Below are 23,383 nucleotides of genomic sequence, written 5' to 3' on the forward strand. Positions count from 1 at the left end.
TATAGGAGTTTGGATTAGGTGGCTCACTTTTTCATCAGCACAACTTATCTGGTGATTTTGGAGAGTGGCTCACTTTTTCATCAGCACAAAGCTTGTTTTTGGCTCACTATCAGATTAGCATAGGCAATTTTCAATGCTTTTTTCATTTTTATTTATGCGATTAGGTATATTGACTAACTTCCTGATAAATATAATTACCACTCCAATAACAGCAACTCCTAGCACCGTATTTATTAATTGAAAAATCAATGTCCCATCAAGCATTAATTATCTTCTCCCTTCTGCATACTTACTAACCCAATCATTAATCGCAACCCTGAAGAAAATGAGGTGATCAAATTACAGCTGTGCATGGAGAGGCTATCTGTTACACTCATTTTCTTCTGTTGGAAGTTCCCTGCGTTTTTCATGATAAATAGACGTCATATCTGTGCAGCCTTCTTGATCCCTTTATTTCAACGTCTTCTCGAGTGAATAACGGGCACTTTTATATGAAATGCCCAGAAGGAGCAGGCACAGCAAAGGTAGCATGAAAAAATCCCAGGCTTGAAAACCCGGTATCGTGATAATGTTCATACCCGCGTTGAAAATAAAGCGGTGAATGACCCGATGAAGGTAATCAACCTGCTAATGGATCAGCCCTTCAAACCACTGAAAATCAAAAGGCACTGTCACCAGTCCCTGTCCGCCTTCATCATTCATCTTGCCATCCAAGAAAAACAGCCTGTCATCCTCCAGCATATACAGATAAAAGACATATCCCTCCTGAAGCTGCTCCCAGTAGTCCATGGCGTAGCCTCTCTGGTTAATGGCTTCGTCGTCATAAGCCACACGGATGTTGTTGCAGGTCAATTGCTTCCCTTGCCATTGTTCCGACACCACTGCAAGCCATGAGAACCGATCCCATAAGGCAGGTCAGGCCCATTAGCCATTTTTGATTTCGAGTCATTGCAGCACCTCCGCTAAAACTGAGATTGACGTCCTGTTTTAGTTTCACCTTACAAGCACTTTTCTTGTTCTTAAAACCACTTCTCTTGTTCTTATTGTTCCAGTTGAATGCTCTCCGCCATTTGGATGATGGTTTCTTCATCGATGTTGCCGATGAGATAAAAGGTATGCACATGGTCATACCACAAAAGCGTTCTTAGTCCTTCTTTTTCCACCAACAGCCCTTCTTTTTGTCCGATGAACACTTGCTGGGTAGCGGCATCTTCTGTATCCAGCTGAAAGCTTCCTCCGGTGGGAGACTGAGAAAACTGAATTTCATCCCCGAACTCATTACGATAAAAGAGGATGCGCATGTCACCAACACTCATGGTGTCTGCCACCTGATAACCTTCAGGAACAAAAGCCGGCAGATATACCTGTTGCCATTCTTCAGGGATCATCACCTGCTCCGATGCTTCCTGGGCGACGAAATCGACGCTGGTGTAGCGCTCTGTGATTTCGGTGACCAGATTAAACATATTGACACGGAAGGCATCCACGCTGAATACCAGTACAGCCATGCCGCAGCCCACAGCCAGTAACACCATGGCCGCCCTTCTGCCAATGCGTGTGATGTACCGACGTCTTTTCTGCTGTTTTTCCATTGTTTTCAATCCACTTATGTAGTCATCAAACCATTCGTCCAGCGCCGGGGGATAGGGCGTTTCAGCGGCTTCTTTTGCCATGAGGTCCAGAGATTGTGCCATGTCTTCCGCTAAATAATAGCCTGCATATCGATAGAACCCTTCCATCATCTTGTCGGCTTCTTCTTGATAATTTTCATTTTTTCTATTCATAAGCACATTTCTCCCTGTCTTCCCGTTGTGCCTCTTTCTCGACGAGCTTTCGAAGGGCTGTTCTGGCTCGAGAGAGGCGCACCCTGACATTGGCTTTTGGAATGCTGAGTGTGTCGGCGATCTCTTGATCTTTAAAATCGCTGTAATACTTCAGCATCAACACCTCTGCATATTCAGGCTTCAGCTGCTTCAGCTTTTCTTTAATCCAGGCTGCGTCGCCCACACGGATCATGACATTATCCATGGAATCTGCTTCATCGGGTATTTGGTCTTCAATGTCATCAAAAGGTACTAACGACCGGCGCTGTTTTTTTCGGTACAGATCAATGGAAGTGTTCCTAACAACTGTAACGATATAGGCTTTGGTTTTGTTGCAGTCGATGTCTTCCATTTTTTCCATGTAGGGAGCCAGCTTGATCACCGATGCCTGCACCACATCCTGAGCATCCTGGGGATTTTTCAATATCTTCAAAGCCATATAGTACATTACTTTTTGGTATTTCAGATAGACCATCTCCAGCTTGCTTCTTATTTCTGGATTCGGTATGACCATGAGAAACTGAAGCATCTCTATTTCATTCCTTTCAATGCCAAGGCGAAGTTTTACGGGAAAATGTCTGCCTGATTTCCCTCATTTTAACATACCATTCAAAAGCAGCCAACCTGACAGCCTGTGAAAGGCTGAGAAGCTGGCTGCTGATAAGTGGTTTCTTAATGGGTGTTATTAGAGAGCCGATGGCGGCTTAATAGCCTTTTTGAGGATCCACCAGGTTCATCATGGTGCCTTCTCCCGACAGATACACCTGCAGGTTATGGGAGATAATTTCCATGGCTTTTTCCATGTATTTGGTGGATTCGCCGCAGATGTGGGGGGTGATGACCACATTTTCCATGTGCCAAAGGGGGCTGTTCTCCGGCAAGGGCTCCGCCTCAAACACATCGGACCAAAAGGCTCGGATCTTCCCTTCCCGCAGCACCTCAATCAGGTCGGTTTCTTTGATGGTGCTGCCCCGGCCCATGTTAATGAGGCAGGCCTCCGGTTTCATTTTTTCCAGCAGGGCGCGGTTAACAAGGTGTTCTGTGGCTGGGGTACCCGGCAGCAGGTTGACAATATAGTCGCTTTCGCTGAAGAGCCATTCAATGGATTCCATGCCCACCACTTTTTCCACATGGGGTACTTCACGGGGATTGTTTTTCAGGCCAAACACCCGCATACCCATGAACTGGGCTTTATGGGCCACCTCTTCACCGATGGTTCCCAAACCCAGAATACCCAGGGTGGCGCCGTTAATTTCCCCTTGCAGGGACTTGCGATCCCACTGGCCGCTAAACTGGCGTCGCATCAGCAAATGAATGCTGCGAGCCAGCATCACCATGGCGGCGATGGCATACTCGGCCATGTGAATGCGGTGTATCCCTTTGCCATTGGTGACCACCGCTCCCTGATCTATCAGTTCTTTCAGGGGGAAGGCATCCACCCCCACGCTGAGGGCCTGTACCCATTTGAGCCGACGGCCTTTTCGAAGAATATCCATCTCGCAGGGAAATGCCACCAGTACTTCGGCATCTTCAATGATTTCAGCCAGTTCCTCCGGCCGGATCACGGTCTCCAACTGCCACTCGTCTGCTGGCAGCAGTTTTTCAAATGCTTCCCGGTCAACCTTCAGGTATTTGGGGGCATAGACAACTAATTTTCGCATGGGCTCCACTCCGTTTCTTTCACTCATTGTGTCATGATCACAGGTTACGTCACATATTTACCCAGTATGGGTCAGGTTATTGACTGCAAAACAAAAAGACACCCGAAAAAGCTGTCCGGGAGTCCTTTCAAAGCGCCTTTCATCACTACAGCCGTATGATCACTTCTTCAAACCATTGCTTCATTTCATCTCGAACGCTTTTTAAAAAGCTTTCTTTATAGGGATGAAAGCAGCCTTTGCCGGCCAGCACATTTTTGCTGTCCCGGAAATTTTGGAGCACATAACGTTTGCTGCCTTTCAGCCAATAGGCGATAGCCAGCAAATCTTCCCGGGAAAGCAGCTCCTGACAGACAGTGGTGCGGAATTCATATTGCTTCAGGTGGGTTCTGATGAGTTCAATACTGCGGTTAATAACGGCTTCATCCATCGGTACGCCGGCAACTGCTTCATAACGCTCTGGAGGTGCCTTGATATCCATGGCCACATAATCCACCAGACCTTCTTTCAGCAAGCGCTCCAACAACTCAGGGTTGGTGCCGTTGGTGTCAATTTTAATCAGGTAGCCCAGTTTTCGAACTTCCACCACCAGGTCATACAGGTCGTCGGTGAGGGTACACTCCCCCCCTGAAAAGACCACTGCATCGATGAGATGGGCGCGTCTTGCCAATTCTTCCAATAGTTGTTTCTGGTCAAGATCTTCTCCTTCCCCTTCCAGCAATTCAGCATTATGACAGTAAGGGCAGCGGAAATTGCACCCCTTTGAAAATAGCACTGTGGATAGCCCGTTGGGATAATCAATCAGCGATGTTTTCTGAATGCCGCCAATGCGCACACGCTTCACCTCGGTTTGTTGGATTGGGTAAATCGTTTTCCTCTTTTCATCCTAAAGCAAAATGGGTGACATGGCAAGAAAAAACGTCATGGCATTAGAAGGGGAGTCCCCCTCAATGGAACTCCCCCTACTCTTAATGGTCTGTCATCGGGCTGGCACGCAGCGCCTTACCCAGCTTTCACAGCGTTTTTTTCCTGTACTGCCTGAGCACTGGCGGTTGCACCTTCCAGGCTTACTTGGGTATCGAACTCCAACCGATCTTTAAACTCTTCTTTTTTTCCTTTGTTCCAGGACTGTACCGGTCGATGGAAGCCCACCACCCGGGTCCAAACCTCTGCCTCGCTGCCGCAGTGGGGGCAGGTGAACTGCTCGCCCTTTAAATAGCCGTGTTCAGAACAGATGCTGTAGGTGGGTGTCAGGGTCATGTAGGGCATGTGGGAATGCTGAAAGCTTCGCTTAATCAGCAGCTTGGCGGTTTCAACGTTCTCGATTTCTTCACCGATGAACCCATGGAACACGGTGCCGCCGGTGTATTTTGTCTGAAGGGGCTCTTGGGCTTCAATGGCTTCAAAAATATCTTTGGTGTGTCCCACAGGCAGCTGGGTAGAGTTGGTGTAATAGGGCTCATTCTCTCCCTGGCTGATGATGCGGGGGTACATGGCTTTGTCGATGCGGGCGAACCGGTAGGAGGTTCCCTCTGCCGGAGAGGCTTCCAGATTCCACAGGCTTCCTGTTTCTTCCTGGAAGATGGAAATCACCCGGTTCATAAACTCCATGATGTCAATGGCAAACTCCTGACCTTCTTCACTGGTGATGTCGACTCCCAGCAGGTTTAGGCAGGCTTCATTCATGCCGTTGAGGCCAATGGTGGAGAAATGATTCTTAAAGTATTCTCCCGTGGAGTCTTTGACGCTTTGAAGATAGTACCTTGAATAAGGATAAAGGCCTGATTCCATGTAGTTTTCCAGCACCAGTCGTTTTTCATCACAGATTTCCCGGGCCAGCTCCATTAGTTCCCGCACCCTTCGTTTGAACTCTTCCGGATTGTTGGTCAGGTAACCAATGCGGGCCATGTTCAGCGTCACCACGTTAATGGAGCCTGTCATGGGATTGGCGCCAAAGAGACCACCGCCCCGCTTGCGCAGTTCCCGGTTATCCAGCCGCAGGCGACAGCACATGCTGCGTATATCCTCCGGTGACATATCGGAGTTGAGGAAGTTGGCGAAATAGGGGGTGCCGAATTTACGGGTCATTTCCATGATGGCATCGGCCACCTCAGACTCCCAGGGGAAGTCGGGGGTGATGTTGATAGTGGGGATGGGGAAGCTGAAAGCCCGCTGGGCCCCGTCACCTTCCATCATCACTTCACAGAAAGCCATGTTGAACAGGTCCATTTCTTTTTGAAACTCTCCGTAGGTCTTATCCATGGAAACACCGCCAATGGTAACCGGCTGATTTTTCAGCATGGGGTGGGGGGCGATATCCAGAGTGATGTTGGTAAAGGGGGTCTGAAAGCCCACCCGGGTGGGAATATTCAGGTTAAACACAAATCGCTGCAGGGCTTTTTTTACCTGGGCATAGTCCAGCTCATCGTAGTAGATGAAAGGCGCCAAATAAGTATCAATGCTGGAAACCGCCTGGGCACCGGCTGACTCCCCCTGAAGGGTGTACAGCAGATTTACCAGTTGTCCCAATGCGGTTTCTAGGTGTTTGGGCGGCTTAGACTCCACTTTTCCCTTGGCTCCCTTAAAGCCTCTGCGGAGAAAATCTTCCATATCCCAGCCACAGCAGTAGGGTGCCAGCAACCCCAAGTCATGAATGTGCAGGTCGCCACGTACGTGGGCGTCCCGCAGTTCTTTTCGGTAGATTTTGTTCAGCCAGTATTTGGAGCTGATGGATTCCACAATGTGGTTGTTCAGTCCCTGGAGAGAGAAACCCATATTGGCGTTTTCATTCACCCGCCAGTCGGCCAGGCTCACGTATTCTTCCACCATTTCTTCTGCATCCATGAACAGGTTTTTAACTTCCCGAATCTCTTCCCGCCGCTTGCGGTAAAGTATGTATGCCTTGGCCGTTTTGGCATGGCCTTCTTCAATGAGCACTTTTTCCACAATGTCCTGAATGTCTTCAACAGACGGTATGCTGGCCCGAAAGGTTTCGTTGAGGATGTCCTCTGCTTTTTTTGCCAGGCTGCCGGCTCTTATTTCATCACTTCCCCCCACGGACTTCACCGCGGCGAAGATGGCATCTTTAATTTTTGTCAACTGGAAATCAGCAATTTCCCCGTTTCTTTTTTGAATCTTGGTAATGGCCACGATCCGTAACCTCCTTTATTTAGTAGCATGCTAAAAATGAATGCACAACATATGGTATATTTTAGCCTATTTTGAAATGATTTCAAAATGCCAAAATCCTTGATTTTACTGTTTTTCTGTCTAATAGCTTCTTCTTTCTCCTTCTCACGAATCATCGGCTTTTTTTCAGCTGATCCCACGATATTTTTCCTTGACATTGGATAAAAACAGTTTTTCCACAAAAGAAGCCCGCTGATTGCAGGCAATTCAAAAGGTCTTTGACAGGAGTTATGTCTAAAGACCTATTTCACATTCAGCTGAAGGGTGGCCCTTGTTTATTGTTCAGCAATGGTTTCCGCTTTTTCTGACAGATATGTCCACCGTTCCAACAGTGCGTCCATTTGCTGTAACAGTGCCAGTTTTTCTGCGGTGGCAGTTTCGAGAAACTGAAAATCGGCGGCTTTTTCCAGCATGGCTTCTTCAAGTGAACTGATGGATTTTTCAAGGGTTACAATGCGTTCTTCGATGGTGTCATATTCCTGTTGTTCTTTATAGGTGAATTTAAGGGGACGTTCTGCTTGGCTTCTTTTCAGTGGTTGATTTGGTGTACCAGCTCTTTTTTCGGTTCTTTCAGCTTCTGCTGCTTTTGCTGCATCACCCAGTTCCTTTTCTCTGGAACGTTGTTCTTTCAGCCATTCGCTACATGAAAGGCCTGTTTCTGTCACGCTGCCATCGGATCCAAATACAATAAGCCGATCTGCCAGACGGTCCATCAAATATCGGTCATGAGAGGCAATGACCACCGTTCCGGGAAACTGGTCAATATAGTCTTCCAGCACAGCCAGCGTGACCACATCCAGGTCGTTGGTGGGTTCATCCAACAGCAGGAGGTTAGGTTCTTCCATAAGGCGCCTTAACAACAACAGGCGACGTTTTTCGCCGCCGGAAAGGGAACCCACTGTGGTCCACTGTTTTTCAGGGGAAAACAGGAATCGTTCCAGCATTTGAGAAGCTGTGATTCGCTGGTTTTGGCTGAGGGTAATCACTTCCCGACCTTCCCGCATGTACTCCAATACTCTTTGCTGGGCATTCAGCTCCTGATTTTCCTGACGAAAAAAGGCCAGACGCACAGTTTCTCCCCGTTCCACAGTTCCTTTTACAGGCTCCAGCTCTCCTGCCATCAGTTTCATCAGGGTGCTTTTGCCACTGCCGTTGGGGCCTGCCAGCCCCACAATTTCTCCGGGCTTCAGCAACAGGTTAAAGTTCTGGATCACCGGCGATTGTCCTTCGTAGGCAACGCTCACCTGTTTCAGTTCCATGACTTTTTTGCCCAGCCGATGAGTTAACACTGGCAAGTCCAGGTTGGTTTCCTGATTTTTTACCAGTGATTCTTCCAAATGATCAAAGCGCTGAATGCGGGCTTTTTGCTTGGTGGTACGGGCTCTGGCTCCCCGGCGAATCCACGCCAGCTCCTGTTTGAAAAGGGTTTGCAACCTTCGCTGGGTGGCCGCCTCTTTGGCCATGCGTTCTTCTTTCTGTGTCAGGTATTCACTGTAGCTTCCACTGTAAAGGGTCAGTGTGCCGTCTTCCAGTTCTCCAATCTGATTCACCACCCGGTCAAGGAAATAGCGGTCATGAGTGACCATCACCAGTGCGCCTTTGCGTTGCTGAAGGTAGGTTTCCAGCCATTCGATCATTTCCAGGTCGAGATGGTTGGTGGGTTCATCCAAAATCAGCAGGCTGGCAGGTCGAATGAGTGCTCCTGCCAGGGCAATGCGCCGCCGCTGGCCGCCGGAAAGGGTCTCCACCCGGGCATGTACATTCGGGAGCCCCAAACGAGTCAAAATCACCCGGGCCTGGGTTTCCATATCCCACGCATTCTGACTATCCATTTGCTGCTGCAGTTCCAGCAAGCGCTGTTGCAATTGGGGTTCATCCGGTTTTTCCTGAAGGCGGTTCAGTGTTTGCTGGTACGCCAGCACCAGGCGGCACTGTTGGTCACCACCCTGAAAGGCGGCCTCCAACACGGTGAGTTCCGGAGAAAGCTGCGGGTCTTGATCCACCATTTGGCATTGAGTGTCGGGGTGAAAGGCAACCTCTCCCGATTCAGGGGTCAGCGCACCTGCCAAAATACGCAACAGTGTGGTTTTTCCGGTACCATTTATGCCGATGAGCCCCAGGCGGGTATCATCGGTAACATGAAAGGTAACGTCTTTCAGCAGCAGTTTAATGCCGTAGTGATGGGTCACTTGGTGTAAGGTAACTTGATTCATCGCTATTCCTCTTCCAGTATGATCTGCATTTGTTTTTCCAATAGTGCCGCAGGCAGCCCCCTCTGAAGGAGCTGCTCATGTAGAATATGTTTCATCTTTTCCCTGGGTGCCAACCCTGAAGCAGAAGTCATCAGGTGAATACGGGCTGTGGACGCATGTTTCTCCTGTTCATTGGTGGCAGGGAGCAACCGAAGGGCCTGCCTGACGGTGCCCTCATTGCCGTCCACCAATTGAGTACCGTCACCAACCGCCTGCTGCCATTGGGGTCGAATAAGCACATAGTGGGTACACCCCAACACCAACCGGTGTATCGGGGTTTGTGCCACAGGTGCCAGAAGCTCAGCCATCTTTTCATCCACCTGACGGGAACCTGGCCCTGCATTTTCAATGACTTCCACCAGTCCGGGGCAGGGTAAGGGAATGATGTCGTGTAAGCCCTTGTTTTGCTGGAGCAATGCTGAGAATTTTTTTTCTTTCAGTGTCAGCGGCGTGGCCGCCACAACGATCCGCAACGGTGTTTCACCCAACACCGCTGGTTTCAGTGCCGGCTCCATGCCCACCACGGGAATGGGCATAAGCTGTCGCAATTCTTCCACCGCTGCACTGGTGGCCGTATTGCAGGCAATCACCAACAGCCGAATGTGTCGCTGCAACAGTTTTTCAGCCACTTCCAACACCCGCTTCCGCACCAGATCACGGCTTTTTTCGCCATAAGGAGCAAAATGGGTGTCAGCATAATAATGAAATTCATCGCCGGGATGGACTTTGGTCAGGTCTGCCAGCACGCTCAACCCTCCCAGGCCGGAATCAAAAATACCGATTCCCTGTTCCCTGGATTTGACGACTGTCATCGCCGTTCCAGCTCCTCTTTCAGCGTTTCAGATCCGGGTTTACCCAGCAGCGCAAACATGTTAGCCTTGTAAGCTTCCACCCCTGGCTGGTTGAAAGGGTTCACTCCCAGCAAGTAACCACTGACGGCGCAAGCCTTCATAAAGAAGTAAAACAGATGGCCTGTCCAATAGGCACTTTTTTCAGGAATGGTGATTTTCAGCACGGGAACGCCGCCGTCCATGTGGGCCATGGCGGTTCCTTCCATGGCTTTGTGGTTCACCAGCGAAACCGGTTTGCCTGCCAAGTATCCCAGCCCGTCATCGTCTTCTCCCGTATCCGGGATGAGAAGTTCCTGACCATTATCTGCCACCAGTACCATGGTTTCGAAAAGAATGCGCTGTCCGTCCTGCACATATTGCCCCATAGAGTGGAGGTCGGTGGTCATTTGAAGGGATGCGGGGAAAATTCCCATATGATCTTTTCCTTCGCTCTCACCGAAGAGCTGTTTCCACCACTCTCCCAGGTACTGAAAAGCGGGGTCAAAGGTGGCAAGAACTTCAGTGGTTTTGCCTTTCCGATGCAAAATATTTCGAATAGCCGCATAACGATAGCAGGCATTGTCCAGGATCGGCTGGTCAAGATAAAGGGCCTGAGCTTCCCTTGCTCCCCGCATCATGGCTTCAATATCAATGCCTGCGGCGGCAATGGGAAGTAGCCCCACAGGTGTTAATACTGAATAACGGCCACCGATATCGTCTGGAATCACAAAAGTCTCATACCCTTCTTTGTCTGCCAGATTCTTCAATGCTCCCCTGGCGCTATCTGTGGTTACCACGACGCGTTCCTTCGCACCGCTTTTTCCGTATTTTCGTTCCATCATTTCCTTAATGAGTCGAAAAGCAATGGCTGGCTCTGTGGTGGTGCCAGACTTGGAAATTACATTGACAGCCACTTGTTTGTTTTCCAGGTATGCCAAAAGCTCTTTCAGATAATCACCATTCAGATGATGACCGGCGTATTGAATTTCCATTCCCTTTGAATTTCCAAAGGCGGGGGTGAGCATTTCGATGGCGGCCCGGGCTCCCAGATAGGACCCTCCGATGCCAATGACCACCAATACATCTGCCAGGCCCTGCAGATGCTCAGCCACTTTGTGAATCCGTTTTAACTCGGTGGTTTCCAACTGGGTCGGCCAGTCAAGCCAACCCAGAAATTCACTTCCCGGTCCATCTTTTTCATCCAGCATTCGGTCGACTGCCTCCAGCTGAGCTTTCAGATCTTCCAGCTCATGTTGCCGAAGAAGACTGCCGGCCATTCCATCATCAAAAAATAGTTGTTCCATAGAGCTCCCTCCTGTTTCACAAATTCTTTCTTATGCCTCCACCCGATTTTCCAATGTACCGATTCCTTCAATGGTGCAGGTTACCACATCTCCCGCCTTCAGATAACGGGGAGGATCAAATCCCATTCCCACGCCGGCAGGGGTTCCAGTGGCAATGAGATCGCCCGGCTTCAGTGTAAAACCCCGAGACAGGTCACTGATAACATAGGACAGATTAAAGATGAACTGGCGGGTATTGGAAGATTGTCGGATTTCACCATTGACGGCACAGCTGAGATCCAGTTCCGGCGGATCATTAAAGAGGCTGCGATGCACCAGTGCCGGCCCCATGGCTGTAAAGGTGTCAAGACTCTTCCCCCTGATCCATTGGGTATGCCGCTGTTGTAAATCACGGGCAGTGACATCATTCATGATGGTGTATCCAAAAATATGCTCAAAGGCCTTCTCTGCAGGAATATTGGTGCCACCCTTGCCGATAACCGCCACCAGTTCCACCTCATAGTCAATGGCATTGGTAATCCCTTCATGGCGCTTTAGGATGGCTCCCGGACCCACGATTTCTGTTGCCATTTTACCGAAGTATACAGGCGCCTCCGGCACCTGCCGTTGTTTTCCAAAGCTGTCTTTCAGCTCAGTGGCATGGTCCTGATAATTCAAGCCAAGGCAAATGACATTTCGTACAGGATGGGGGATAGGGGCCAGCAGCTGCGCGTCTTGCAGGGATACCTGGCCTTCTCCCGGATTTTCCTGGGCAAGCTTCAACCTGTCATTGAGATGATCGTCCTGCAGCAAAATGAGATCAAGCACTGATGCCGGAGCTTCGTCTCCCAGTACGGCTGTGAAGGGCAGGGCTGATTGACCGTCATTGACCAACAATGCCGGCAGTTCTTTTTCCTGATGATAAATGGTGATCAGCTTCATCAATATGGCCTCCTTTGATTGTCTTAAGTGCAAAACTCAATGTGATATTGCAAGAAAATGCTCATTGTATATCCAGTTACACCAGCAGGAAAACAGGTTCCTTAATGAATTCCCAGAATCAGGCTGGCCATATTGAAGTATACAATCAGTGCCATGGCATCCACAATGGTGGTGATCAGCGGCCCTGCCATAATCGCCGGATCCACTTTCATTTTTTTGGCAATAATGGGCATCAGACCGCCAAAAATCTTTGCCATAACCACTGTAAGGGACAGGGTGAAAGATACTGTCACCGCTACTAACACTGAGGATTCAACAATGAGAAGCATGCGGACAAAATTAATGAGTCCCAGCATCAAGCCCACCAATAGGCTGATGCGAAATTCTTTCCACAGCACCTGCAAATAGTCTTCCAGTTCAATTTCACCCAGGGCGATTCCCCGAATGACCAGGGTGGAAGACTGATTGCCGGCATTTCCGGCGGTATCCATGAGCATGGGAATGGCTGCGGCCAATACCACCACTGCCTGCAACACATCTTCAAACCGACTGATGATACTGCCGGTGAAAGTGGCAGAGATCATGAGGATCAGAAGCCAGGGCAGGCGTTTCTTTGCCATGGTAAGAATACTGGCGTCCAGATACTCTTCGTCACCGGGCAACAGTGCCGCCATTTTCTCGAAGTCTTCGGTATTTTCCTGTTCGATAACGTCTACGATATCATCAATGGTGATGATTCCCACCAAGCGTCCTTCCTGATCAACAACGGGGAGTGTCATCAAATCATACTTTTTAAAAAGATCGGCCACTTCTTCCTGGTCATCCCAGGTGGATGTGTTAATCAGATCTTCATCCATGAGATCTTCAATCAGCATATGTGCTTCTGCTAATACCAGTTTTCGAAGAGAAACAATTCCTTCAAGCTTTCTGGTTTCATTCAGTACGTAGCATGTATAGATGGTTTCTTTGTCAACACCGGTGGTGCGAATATGTTGAAGGGCTTCAAACACAGTCATTTCTTTTTTCAGGTCAATGTACTCAATGGTCATGAGGCTGCCAGCCGAGTATTCAGGGTAATTGAGAAACTGGTTAATCAGTGTTCGTTCCTCTTCTGTTACATTTTTCAGGATGCGTTTCACCACATTCGCCGGCATTTCTTCCAGAAAGTCTATCTTATCGTCAAAGTTCAGTTCTTCGACAATGTTCTTCAGCTGTTTTTCATGAAGTGCACCTACAATGCTTAACTGCTCTGCTGTGGAAAGGTAGGAAAACACCTCTGCCGCCAAGTCTTTTGGAAGCAGCCTGAAAACGATAATGGTACTTTCAGGCGCTTCTTCTCCCATTTCTTCCATGGCTTCGGCGATATCCACCGGCTTTGTATCCACCAACAGTTCCCGTAAATGGGAAAAACGCTTTTCCTCCATGAGCCGCAGCATTTCTTCGTACAACAATGTCATTTCTTCATTCATGGGGTCACCTCACATTTCTTCAGGTGACACCCCGCCTGGGAGGACGGGCGTCTTCCTGACTGAGTTTTTCAATGGTATGCGTCGTACTGTGCGTATCAGATCCTGAATCCATCCGTTTCCACCTCCCTCAAATACTTTCAGTTGCTTTGCAAAAGTGCCTGTCTCAGCGAACAACTGATAATTGGCGTGATTGATGGGTTCCATATGTTAACTTGTTATTCCTAAAAATTAATCACGTCACGGCGCATGTTCACATTCAACACCAGGCCAATGGCAATGAAATTGGTCAACATAAAGGTCCCACCATGACTGATGAAGGGCAGAGGCTTCCCCGTAACAGGAAACAACCCTATGGTCATGCCCACGTTGATGATAATGTGAAAGGCAAGCATGAAAACCACGCCAATCACCAGATACATGCCAAAGTGGTCTTTGGCGTTCATGGCAATTTGGATACATTTGACCAGAAGAACAAAGAACAACAGCAATAAAACCGCCGCCCCAATAAAACCCAGCTCTTCAGCAATAACCGAGAAAATGAAATCTGTATGCCGCTCCGGTAGAAACCCGTATTGGCTCTGGGTTCCCTTGTACAATCCCTGCCCCCGCATCATGCCTGCTCCAACCGCCCGCTTGGACTGGATGATCTGATACCCATCACCCATGGGATCCATCTCAGGGTTTAAAAAAATTAAGATACGTGTCTTTTGGTAACCTTCAAGGAAATGCCAAAAGACCGGGAGACTGATAAGCCCCATCCCCATTGCACTAAACAGGTAGCGATACTGCAACCCTGCCATAAACAAAATCCCCACGGTAAATGCCAGTATGATGACAGTGGTACCCAGGTCTGGCTGCATCATAATGAGACCCATGGGCAGTGCCATAAAGAGACCAATTTTGATCAACACACCGGGACTGTCGAGAAAGTCCCGGTGATCGTCAGCAATTTTGGCCAGACAGATGATCAGGCCGATTTTGACGAAATCTGCGGGTTGGAAACCATACCCTCCAATTCGAATCCAGCGATTGGCACCCCAATCTTCTGCACCGGTACCAGCCACCAGCACCAGCACCAACAGCAGGTTGCTTACCACATAGATGGGTGTTGCCAGACGTTTCAAAGTTTTGTAATTGATGGTGATGGTTACAGCCATGGCAGCCAGTCCCACCAGAATAGAGCGCAGCTGGCTCTTAATGAAGGCCGCCGAACCCAACCGGTGATTTAACGTGGCACTTGAAATAGCCACCAGCCCATAAACACACAGTAATAAAACAAGGACAATGAGTCCAAAATCAATTTTTTTGACAAGCTTCATATCAGGTTTCATTTTTTCAACTCCTGCGTCTTCTTATGCATACTTTCCAATTCTGTACCTGCATACAGTGTAACGCAGTTTTTCCCGTTTGGCAATCCGTTGAAAAAGACATCACAGCGCCCACCAACGGCTGTATAACAAAAGCGCAGCAATTCTTTGCTGCGCCGATGATTCAAAGTCATTCATTCACTTAATCCCAAACGATTTTCCATGAAAGCCACATTCATAGCCCCTTCCACCCTGTGCTTCACCAGTCCGTCCTCATCAATGAACACGCTGGTGGGTGTTGCCCGAACACGGTATTCCACAGCGGCAAAGTTGTCATGGGTATCAAAAAGAACGGGAAACGTGTAATTGTTTTCTTCCATATAGGCTTCCACTGCCTGTTGAGAATCTCTGATGTTAATGGAAAGGATCCAAATGTTTTTATCTTCATGGACTTCTTGAAAAGCCTGAATTTCTTTCTTTTCCATCACACAGGGTGGGCAACCCATGTGCCAGAAGTTCAAGACCACCTGATTTCCCCGAAGATCTTCCAGACACACCTGGTTTCCTTCCAAATCATAGAGGGTAAAGTCAGGGGCGCGATTCCCCTGAAAGATGCCCACCGGCGGTTCGTCGATTTCAGTTGTTTCTGATGCTTCCGTTACTTCAGGTTCTTCTATTGCCGCTTCATCTATTTCTGCAGATTCAACTGTCACCTGTGGCGATTCAGGAGCCGTCGGGCTGCATGCCTGCAGTACCGCCATGCTCAACAACAGCAACACCACCAACAGCAAGACGCTTTTTTTCATTACACTTCACTCCTTTCGAATGGCTTTGGTGTTTAAACCTTTATATTCCAATGGTCTGAAGCCAAATGGTAATATCTGTCATTTTGTCAAAAAAGATTCCCAACCCAAGAAGAATGAGCAAGAACCCCCCGGCCTTGCTGATCCCCGCCAGCACCCGGTCAAATCGGGAAATAAAACCATAAAAGTATTTGAGGAAAACTGCTGTGAGAACAAAGGGTATTCCCAGTCCAAGAGAGTAGAAACCCAGTAACATAACGCCTTGCATCATGGTTTCGGACATGCCTGCATACAAAAGAATTCCCGCCAACACGGACCCAATGCAGGGCGTCCACCCTGCTGCAAAGGCCAACCCCATGAGAAAAGCGCTCAAAGATCCTCCTGATTTTGGAAGTGGCAGCCGAAAGGTTTTGCCCAGTTGATCCAGCGGTATCACCCCCAAAAGATATAACCCAAAAAAGACAATAAACGCGCCGGCAATCCGGTTCAGGTGATGCACATACTGATAAAGAAACTGGCCCATCGCACTTGCAGTAGCTCCCAGAGCAATAAATATCAGTGAAAATCCCAGTACAAAAAACAGAGAACGGATTACCATCAGTCGTGTATTGGGCTCACTACCCTCCACCTCATCAATTCCTGAACTGATATAACCAATATACCCGGGAACCAATGGTAAAATGCAGGGAGACAGAAAAGAAATACCGCCGGCTGCCAGTGCAACCATCCAAGAAACGTCTGGCATGGAATCACTCCTTTTTGTTTCCTCTCCCGTAGGGGGAGGGGGTATACTCTGAAAACAAACCTCTGCGCCGGAGGGGTTCAGAGGCTCCTGGCTTTCTTTTTGCAGTTATTCCGCATTTTTGGTGCTCAGGCAATGGCACTGACTGAATTGGTCCATTTGCCGCACCGGTCTCCCCAGCGGGCCACAATACGGCCATCCAGTTTGACCTCGATCACTTCGCAATGATTAGGGCAATCTTCACACTCAAATGTTGCAGGGACAAATTCCAGATCAGCAGCCTGAAATCCTCTGAAACTGGTGGCGTTTCCACTGATCTTCACTTCATTACGAGCCAAAATGGCCGAGCCAACAGCTCCCATGATGTTATAGTGTTCCGGCACCATCACTTGATGATTGATTTCTTTTTCAAAAGCAGCAATGATTCCCTTATTGGCAGCAACTCCACCCTGAAAAACAAAGGGTGGTTCCAGTTTTTTTCCCCTGCCCAGGTTATTGATATAGTTGCGCACCAGTGCTTCACACAGTCCTTTGATAATCTCTGCTTTTGAGAATCCAAATTGCTGCTTGGCAATCATGTCTGATTCTGCAAAAACAGTGCAGCGCCCTGCAATGCGCACATCCCGGTCGGCTGAAAGAGCTTTGTCTCCAAAGTCTTCAATGGGGATGCCCAGCCGCTCAGCCTGATGATCCAGAAAAGAGCCGGTGCCCGCAGCACAAACCGTGTTCATGGCAAAATCGGTTACCATCTGGTTTTCCACCACGATGATTTTGGAATCCTGTCCACCAATTTCAAAAATGGTGCGCACATCCGGAACAAATTGAATGGTGGCTGTTGCATGAGCAGTAATTTCATTTTTGATGACATCTGCGCCAAGCATCACGCCCACCAGTTGACGACCACTGCCAGTGGTTCCGACTCCCCTAATCACACCATCATCAGGAAAGCGTCGCTGCAATGTCTTCAACCCTGCCTTGACAGTTTCAAGGGGCTGTCCATTCGTTCGGATGTACTGGCTTGAAATCACGTTCACAGCTTCGTCAACCACCACAATGTTAGTGCTGACGGAGCCCACATCCACACCCATATAAAGCTCTCGCAACTATTTCATCCTCCTATGGTCATCGATTAAAATATGATCTTGTAAGGGGTTATCCCGTGGGTGACACCCGCTGTGTCACCGACTCTGTGACACGATTCCTGCTCTGCTTCTTTTCTTGATGCTTTCCTCTCACCAAATCCAGGAATGCCTCCACCCTGGTCTGATTATTAGCTATTCCCGTCTGTTCATCCAACGAAATCGTAAGAACGGGAATTTCATAGTCTTCATTGATTTTAGGAATAATACTCTGTGAAACCAGCTCAGGAAGGCATCCGAAAGGCATCAGGTGAACAACGCCGTCAAATCCCCGCTGGCTGTAATCTATCATTTGACCCACATTATGCTTGGCATGCCCGCCAATTTGAATAGGCAAATATCCATCACTTTTTTGAAGGATTTTCTTTTCGTGGGACCAGTTCATCCATTTGGGCAGCATATTGTAGGTGACCCATTGAGATAAGTATTGAGATCGTTCCACTTCAGCTCCCAGACTGTTCAGCAACTGCTCCATCTTCATATTGATGGAGTCTTCCATTACTACGTAGATCTCGCCCACAATGCCGATTCTGATCCGATCTTCTTTGTCCACCTGTTTCAAATGAATGGCTGAAATCATCTCTTGGCCCTTGTTAAAGGCTTCACTTAAAGCTTTTTTTGTATACGCCTGATCAAACATTTTCTGAATCTGTTCCCAAACCCTTGTGGTCTCACCCCGATTCACTTCGTAAGCCCGTATTCGCTGCACCTGTTTTTCCAGATGATCCAGTTTGCCGATCATGTCATATACCAGCCAAAGGGCATGGATGACGCGATGCATAGGTGTCTGACCTTTTAAGCGCTTTACATTTTCCATAAAGGTTTTTCGATTTCGAAACATGGAGTCGAAGACGATGAAATCCACCTGGTGACCTTCGGTCTCAAGAATTCGCCGGTGAACCCGTTCGTAAAAACCCGCCCGACAGGGGCCGTGGCCACCAGACGTAACAATCACCTCTGCTCCCCGTTGAATTGCCTCAAAGTAACTACCCATGATGACTTTTAAAGGAAAGCAGGCAAACTCAGGGCTGTATTTAACGCCCAGATTAATGGTGTGCTGGGTGGGTTTCGGCGGCATGATCACTTCATGCCCCAGCATTTCCAGCAGTTTTTTGTAGACCACCGTGGTCCCCATATAAGGAAATGATACTTTCATGCCTACGCACCTCTTTGAGCGTTCATTTGTTTCTTAAGCCTCAACATATCTACAAAGGCTTCAATGCGCGTTTGTAAATGATTTTCACCAGAGTGTTCGTCTATGCGAACAGTCATAAAGGGTTTTTGAAACTTGACCGAATCCAGCTCCAGCAGTTTTCCCAGCATGGAATCCGGGCCGCAGCCAAAGGCTGTGACATGAATCAGTCCATCAATTTCCGGTTTTTCAAAAAAGTGATAGCCTGCTGCAAACAATTTATCACTGAAAGTCCAAAACATGGTTTTGGGCATTCCTGTTAACTGCTGTCTCAAAGCTCGTTCCGGGATCATTTCGAAGGTTTCCACGCGAACGCCCATCTCCCTCAGACGACTGAGGATATCCAGACTGATCATGGAGTCATAAAGATTGTACACATAACCAAGCACTCCCAGGGTTATTTCCTGCTGATGCCCAGCATCCACCGTTTTCTTTTCAAGGATGCTATCCTGTGTTTTAGCTAAGGCCATTGCCATTGCTTCAGGCACTTCATAGCCTTTCAGGCTCCAGCGTCTGAAGTCCAGCCAGACTGCTTCGGCTTTTCGAAGCGCCCTTCGGCTGTCACTTCGACTGACTCCCAGCTTTTCCTCCATTATCTGGTACTGCTTCACAGAAGTTGCCAGATCATCTGTTGAACTCTCCACCGATGGAATTAATAATCGGTTTGCCAAATGGGGAAATGAGTGGCGTACCATATCCGGCAGTCCCATGAACTTGGGGCAAAAAAACTGACCTTTTTGAATGGAAACAAACCGAGGGATGAAGAGCCAGTCTGCACCCTTTTCTGCCAGCGACAGCACGTGTCCCAAATATACCTTAATGGGAACGCAGATCTCCGGCACAGAGGCTTTCACGCCCAGATCCATGATGGCTTTGTTGGTTGATGCAGAAACCATCACCTCAAACCCCAATTCTTCAAAATAGGTTTTCCAGAAAGGAAAGTAATAATGGTATAGCAGTGCCTTTGGAATACCAACCTTCATAGCCGCAACCTCCTGTCATGCTCACCGCTTTAAAACGGTTTCAATCCATTATAACGCTTTGCTGATTTTCTGCCAATCAGAAGTTTTATACCCCGTCATCATCCAATCATATCAGGATAAACATCCCAAAATCAGGATGGCTTCAGTACTATACTGCTGCTGTCAGCTGCGTGCTGGATATGATTACAAAGAACCGTTTTTGCTGTTGCTTCATCAAGATAGTCCCCGTGCGATACGTATTTCTTTTACCAAAACACCGGCCAGTGCCCTGCTTTTAAGCAATAACGCTGCCAGCTCCTGCCATGTGTCTGAGTCTTGAAATTCCCGGGATTGCCGCTTGATCATACGTCGTGCCAATTGCTCATCTTTCTGCAGGTCTTTTTCGATTTGGCGCAGCTGTTTGTCTTCAATTTTGGAGATCCGGGCTGCCATACGGTTGCGTCGCCACTGGGGCAGTTGGAATAGCCAACGGGAACATTGCCATGTTGCTGCTCCGGCGGCAAGGGTAATCAGCAGCCCTGGAATAATGGACCGGCGACGGCTTTTGCCGGGACTGAGGGCATGAAGACCACTGATGACTCCTCTGGGTGTCAGACCACTGCGACCTGCTTCTGCCACCATCAGCAGCGGAACAGCTAATCCCGCCGTCCCTGCAACTGCCTGATGCATAACCCGGTTTCCCAGTGCAGGTTTTTCGTCTGCCGGCAAGTAACCTGCAGCCTCTTCAATACTTTTGCGCACCTGTTCAACATGTTCCTGGCGAATGGACAGCCATCTGGCAGCGCGCATAAAGAATGTCGCTTCTTCATCACCTTCATAATGGTCAGCCATCATGATCCGATAGAGGTCTTCCAGCAACGTAAAGCGAAGAAGATTACGTTCCTGTTCATCCGGCGTGTCAAGGATCAGCCTGCACAGCTCTTCACCAGATGTATCAGGGGAGATGATGAACTCAAGAACAGCATGACGGTCACGATCTTTAAGATTGATGCCACTCAAAGCCCGGTAAAATGCGACGACTTGGGCCGATTCTGGCCGTGGCTCTGCCAGTAGCATCAGCCCCAGAAGTTTTCCATAGGCCATCCTGATTTCCTGTGGCATTGCACCCGGTTCCCGATGTTGTTTTTTTTTCATTTATACTCCCTCGTTTCCATATTCGAGTGAACCAATCCGCGTCATTTCTAATGATTACATCCATATTGTACCTCATTCTGCCAAAAAGAACAAAGGGGATGCTTTTAGAAATTGATGATTCAGGCAAAGAACGCCGCAAGCGGAGTGTTATCCGCCTACAGCGTTCTTGTGTCAGGATTTTTACATGATATCAGGTTTGCATTGAAGACAGATTACATGGCTTCTATTTCTTTTTTCTCTTTATCACTGAGAATTTTTTCCAGATCCAGCAGGACAATGATTTTCTCATCCACTTTACCAATACCAATGATATAGTCCCGATCGATGCCTGCGATGAGTTCCGGCGGACTCTCAATCTGATTTTCATCCATAGTCAGCACTTGGGAAGCATCATCTACAATAAAGCCCACCTGTTTCTCGTTCAAATTGATAATGATAATGCGCTGTTCCTCAAGCTCTCCCTCGAGAGGCAGGTCAAACCGCTTTTTAATACTGACAATCGGTACAATTTTCCCCCGAAGGTTGATGATGCCCTCCACAAAAGCGGGTGTATTGGGAACGCTGGTGATGCTCTTGATCTCCGTGATCTCCTGAACATGGCTGATGGCGACACCGTACTCTTCCTGATTCAGCTTGAAAACAACGTATTGCTTTTCCATTTTAATCCTCCTTGATGTTTGCTTTGCTTCACTATCCCTTAATAACTACCTTTCCTTTCAACTGTCTTACAGGAATCACCAGGTCTTCCTGCTGTTTCATCACAAAGGCAATCTCCTTGTAGGCCATGGGAGCTTCCTCTCCCACATCCGCGAGCTGCTGCTTCCCCAGAACCACCTGCTGTACTGCCAACTCTTCCATTACCCTCTCTTTGGAAAAACGCCGCAGTGCGTCTTTTCGACTCATTGCCCGGCCTGCTCCATGGGAACAGGAGTTGAATGAGCTGACGTTCCCTTTGCCTGTAACCACAAAGGAGCTGCGCCCCATGGCTCCCGGTATCAATCCCTTTTCACCAGCATTGGCGCGGATGGCCCCCTTCCGATGAACCCAAACATTTGTTCCCCCATGAACTTCCTGATTAACATCATTGTGATGAACATCAAAGATGTCAATTACTTTCTCTTCAAACCGCTGGCCAGCCACAATCTGTAAAGCGGTCTGCAGCATCTGCTGCCGGCTCTCGCGGGCAAAAGCCTTGGCCAGTTCCATCCACCGGATATACGAGCATCCCTCGTGGCAGTCGACCGGTAAATAATCCAATTGATGTGCTGTTGGCACACAACTCTGCCATTGTCGACGTTGCCTGCCTGCAATGGCATTAAAGTGACGGGCAATCTGATAGCCGAAGTTCCTGGATCCGGAATGAATCATGAGACAAATTCGATTTTCTTCATCTGCCTGCAGCTCGATAAAATGATTTCCGCCGCCCAGGGTTCCCATCTGGTAATAACCTCTTTCAATTTCTTTCCAAAGTATCGATTGCTGCTTTTCTTCCGGGTAGTCCCGCTGAAAATCGTCCAATGCCTGCGCCTTCATTTTTTCTTTATGATGACTGAATCCCTGGGGAATCACTTGCATGATTGCTTCCACCCATTTGTGAATAGCCTGACAGGTGACGTCGTCCCACAGCAGATCGGTTTGAGCAAAAGCTACACCGCAGCCAATATCCACACCCACAGCATTGGGAATAATCACATCCCGTGTTGCTAGTATGCCGCCGATGGGCATACCAAACCCCTGGTGTGTATCCGGCATGAGGGCTATGTGATGATATGCGAAGGGAAATCGGGACAGGTTCAATGCCTGCTGAAAACAGCCCTCTTCCAGTTCACTCTGATCCGGCAGCCAGACCTTGATGGGGATGGGCAGTTGATTACCCTGTATATCCCGCATAATTTCAAACATCGGAAGCACCTCTTTCAGGCAGCTGCAGCTATCCGCCCCCAAGGGGTTTAAGCACTCGCAGGCGGTCCCCTTCATGAAGCAAAAATGTAGGATATTCTTTTTGCAGCAGGCGTCGCTCATTGACCCACACGGCCACATTTCGCCCTGCCTGTTGTTGTTCAAGCACCTGCATCACAACAGCATTATCCATCGTTTCAACAGATTCTCCATTAACCACAATACGCATCGGTTTCCCTCACTTTTACAAAGAACCATTTTCTATTGGCTCGTTGAGCATTTGCCGCTGTTCATCCGATGAAGTTCATCAGATAATATAAAATCCCGGCAGCAGACAACAGAAAGATGATGACCAAGTTAATGCGGTAATAGTCTTCCCGGCGTCTTTTGCGGGATTTATTGATGGCCAGTCCGCCAGCTGATAACACCAGTAAACCCACCATGAGGTAAAAGGCCCATCGAAAAACATCCTGGTCCCACGTGGAACGCACCTGAATATCAAACATTTTGTCAAAAAATGTCTCGAACTCAGGTTTTGCCCGGTCAATGAGAAACAGCAAGGGTAACATTAATCCCCAGGAAATCATTCCAATCCACTGAATACTCCGCAGCCAGACATCGGGGCCTTTGCGCCGTTCCCGATGGTTTGTTGTCCCATTCTGCTGATTTCGCCGATCATGAATGGTTGGTTCCATGCCATCACCTGATTTCTGCTTTTCTTTTATTGTATGGAACCGG

At 48.4% G+C, this 23,383-nt stretch carries 22 protein-coding genes; all 22 read right to left on the reverse strand.

Translation table 11 applies throughout. The features are described from left to right. Nucleotides 1-627: 627 nt before the first annotated feature. A complete protein-coding gene (locus tag AAIG11_RS15585; RefSeq protein ID WP_343187158.1) occupies nucleotides 628-831 on the reverse strand; it encodes a hypothetical protein in 204 nt (67 codons plus the stop codon). A 209-nt stretch (nucleotides 832-1,040) separates the two neighbouring features. Further along, complete coding sequence (locus AAIG11_RS15590) at nucleotides 1,041-1,784, reverse strand: DUF4367 domain-containing protein (RefSeq protein WP_343187159.1); 744 nt, start codon at nucleotides 1,782-1,784, stop codon at nucleotides 1,041-1,043. Next, complete coding sequence (locus AAIG11_RS15595) at nucleotides 1,777-2,337, reverse strand: RNA polymerase sigma factor (protein WP_343187160.1); 561 nt, start codon at nucleotides 2,335-2,337, stop codon at nucleotides 1,777-1,779. The genes AAIG11_RS15590 and AAIG11_RS15595 overlap by 8 nt, the downstream gene beginning before the upstream one ends. Before the next feature lie 190 nt (nucleotides 2,338-2,527). Beyond that, a complete protein-coding gene (locus AAIG11_RS15600; RefSeq protein ID WP_343187161.1) occupies nucleotides 2,528-3,484 on the reverse strand; it encodes a D-2-hydroxyacid dehydrogenase in 957 nt (318 codons plus the stop codon). 145 nt (nucleotides 3,485-3,629) lie between these two features. Beyond that, nucleotides 3,630-4,325 (reverse strand): anaerobic ribonucleoside-triphosphate reductase activating protein, encoded by a 696-nt coding sequence (locus AAIG11_RS15605; protein ID WP_343187162.1) that lies wholly within the window; start codon nucleotides 4,323-4,325, stop codon nucleotides 3,630-3,632. A gap of 158 nt (nucleotides 4,326-4,483) precedes the next feature. Continuing rightward, nucleotides 4,484-6,631 carry a ribonucleoside triphosphate reductase gene (locus tag AAIG11_RS15610; RefSeq protein ID WP_343187163.1) on the reverse strand — a complete coding sequence of 716 codons (2,148 nt, stop codon included), beginning with the start codon at nucleotides 6,629-6,631 and terminating at the stop codon, nucleotides 4,484-4,486. A gap of 314 nt (nucleotides 6,632-6,945) precedes the next feature. Then, nucleotides 6,946-8,883, reverse strand: coding sequence for an ABC-F family ATP-binding cassette domain-containing protein (locus tag AAIG11_RS15615; RefSeq protein ID WP_343187164.1), 1,938 nt, complete (start codon nucleotides 8,881-8,883; stop codon nucleotides 6,946-6,948). Nucleotides 8,884-8,885: 2 nt separating this feature from the next. Beyond that, the gene (murI, locus tag AAIG11_RS15620) at nucleotides 8,886-9,734 is read right to left on the reverse strand and encodes a glutamate racemase (RefSeq protein WP_343187165.1); all 849 of its coding nucleotides are present in this window, start codon (nucleotides 9,732-9,734) and stop codon (nucleotides 8,886-8,888) included. After that, complete coding sequence (locus AAIG11_RS15625; RefSeq protein WP_343187166.1) at nucleotides 9,731-11,056, reverse strand: glucose-6-phosphate isomerase; 1,326 nt, start codon at nucleotides 11,054-11,056, stop codon at nucleotides 9,731-9,733. The genes murI and AAIG11_RS15625 overlap by 4 nt, the downstream gene beginning before the upstream one ends. Before the next feature lie 30 nt (nucleotides 11,057-11,086). Beyond that, a complete protein-coding gene (locus AAIG11_RS15630; RefSeq protein WP_343187167.1) occupies nucleotides 11,087-11,977 on the reverse strand; it encodes a fumarylacetoacetate hydrolase family protein in 891 nt (296 codons plus the stop codon). Between the two features lie 101 nt (nucleotides 11,978-12,078). Continuing rightward, the gene (gene mgtE, locus AAIG11_RS15635; protein WP_343187168.1) at nucleotides 12,079-13,446 is read right to left on the reverse strand and encodes a magnesium transporter; all 1,368 of its coding nucleotides are present in this window, start codon (nucleotides 13,444-13,446) and stop codon (nucleotides 12,079-12,081) included. A 221-nt stretch (nucleotides 13,447-13,667) separates the two neighbouring features. Then, nucleotides 13,668-14,777 (reverse strand): rod shape-determining protein RodA, encoded by a 1,110-nt coding sequence (gene rodA / locus AAIG11_RS15640; protein WP_343187169.1) that lies wholly within the window; start codon nucleotides 14,775-14,777, stop codon nucleotides 13,668-13,670. 170 nt (nucleotides 14,778-14,947) lie between these two features. Continuing rightward, a complete protein-coding gene (locus AAIG11_RS15645; RefSeq protein WP_343187170.1) occupies nucleotides 14,948-15,559 on the reverse strand; it encodes a peroxiredoxin family protein in 612 nt (203 codons plus the stop codon). Nucleotides 15,560-15,599: 40 nt separating this feature from the next. After that, nucleotides 15,600-16,301, reverse strand: a complete 702-nt coding sequence (locus AAIG11_RS15650; RefSeq protein WP_343187171.1) for a cytochrome c biogenesis CcdA family protein — start codon at nucleotides 16,299-16,301, stop codon at nucleotides 15,600-15,602. A 125-nt stretch (nucleotides 16,302-16,426) separates the two neighbouring features. Next, nucleotides 16,427-17,386 (reverse strand): acyl-CoA dehydratase activase, encoded by a 960-nt coding sequence (locus AAIG11_RS15655; protein WP_425499431.1) that lies wholly within the window; start codon nucleotides 17,384-17,386, stop codon nucleotides 16,427-16,429. A gap of 64 nt (nucleotides 17,387-17,450) precedes the next feature. Continuing rightward, nucleotides 17,451-18,593, reverse strand: coding sequence for a 2-hydroxyacyl-CoA dehydratase (locus tag AAIG11_RS15660; protein ID WP_343187173.1), 1,143 nt, complete (start codon nucleotides 18,591-18,593; stop codon nucleotides 17,451-17,453). A gap of 2 nt (nucleotides 18,594-18,595) precedes the next feature. Continuing rightward, on the reverse strand, nucleotides 18,596-19,612 hold the full coding sequence (locus tag AAIG11_RS15665; protein WP_343187174.1) for an acyl-CoA dehydratase activase-related protein: 1,017 nt from the start codon (nucleotides 19,610-19,612) through the stop codon (nucleotides 18,596-18,598). A gap of 213 nt (nucleotides 19,613-19,825) precedes the next feature. Further along, nucleotides 19,826-20,746, reverse strand: coding sequence for a hypothetical protein (locus AAIG11_RS15670; RefSeq protein ID WP_343187175.1), 921 nt, complete (start codon nucleotides 20,744-20,746; stop codon nucleotides 19,826-19,828). Between the two features lie 212 nt (nucleotides 20,747-20,958). Then, nucleotides 20,959-21,405: a chemotaxis protein CheW gene (locus tag AAIG11_RS15675; protein WP_343187176.1), complete on the reverse strand. Its 447-nt coding sequence runs from the start codon at nucleotides 21,403-21,405 to the stop codon at nucleotides 20,959-20,961. A 31-nt stretch (nucleotides 21,406-21,436) separates the two neighbouring features. After that, nucleotides 21,437-22,648, reverse strand: coding sequence for an RtcB family protein (locus tag AAIG11_RS15680; protein ID WP_343187177.1), 1,212 nt, complete (start codon nucleotides 22,646-22,648; stop codon nucleotides 21,437-21,439). A gap of 28 nt (nucleotides 22,649-22,676) precedes the next feature. After that, nucleotides 22,677-22,874, reverse strand: coding sequence for a sulfur carrier protein ThiS (gene thiS, locus AAIG11_RS15685; protein WP_343187178.1), 198 nt, complete (start codon nucleotides 22,872-22,874; stop codon nucleotides 22,677-22,679). 61 nt (nucleotides 22,875-22,935) lie between these two features. After that, complete coding sequence (locus tag AAIG11_RS15690) at nucleotides 22,936-23,340, reverse strand: hypothetical protein (protein ID WP_343187179.1); 405 nt, start codon at nucleotides 23,338-23,340, stop codon at nucleotides 22,936-22,938. Nucleotides 23,341-23,383 lie beyond the last annotated feature (43 nt).

Origin of the sequence: Anoxynatronum sibiricum (assembly GCF_039414295.1) — a bacterium.
Lineage (GTDB): Bacteria > Bacillota > Clostridia > Peptostreptococcales > Tindalliaceae > Anoxynatronum > Anoxynatronum sibiricum.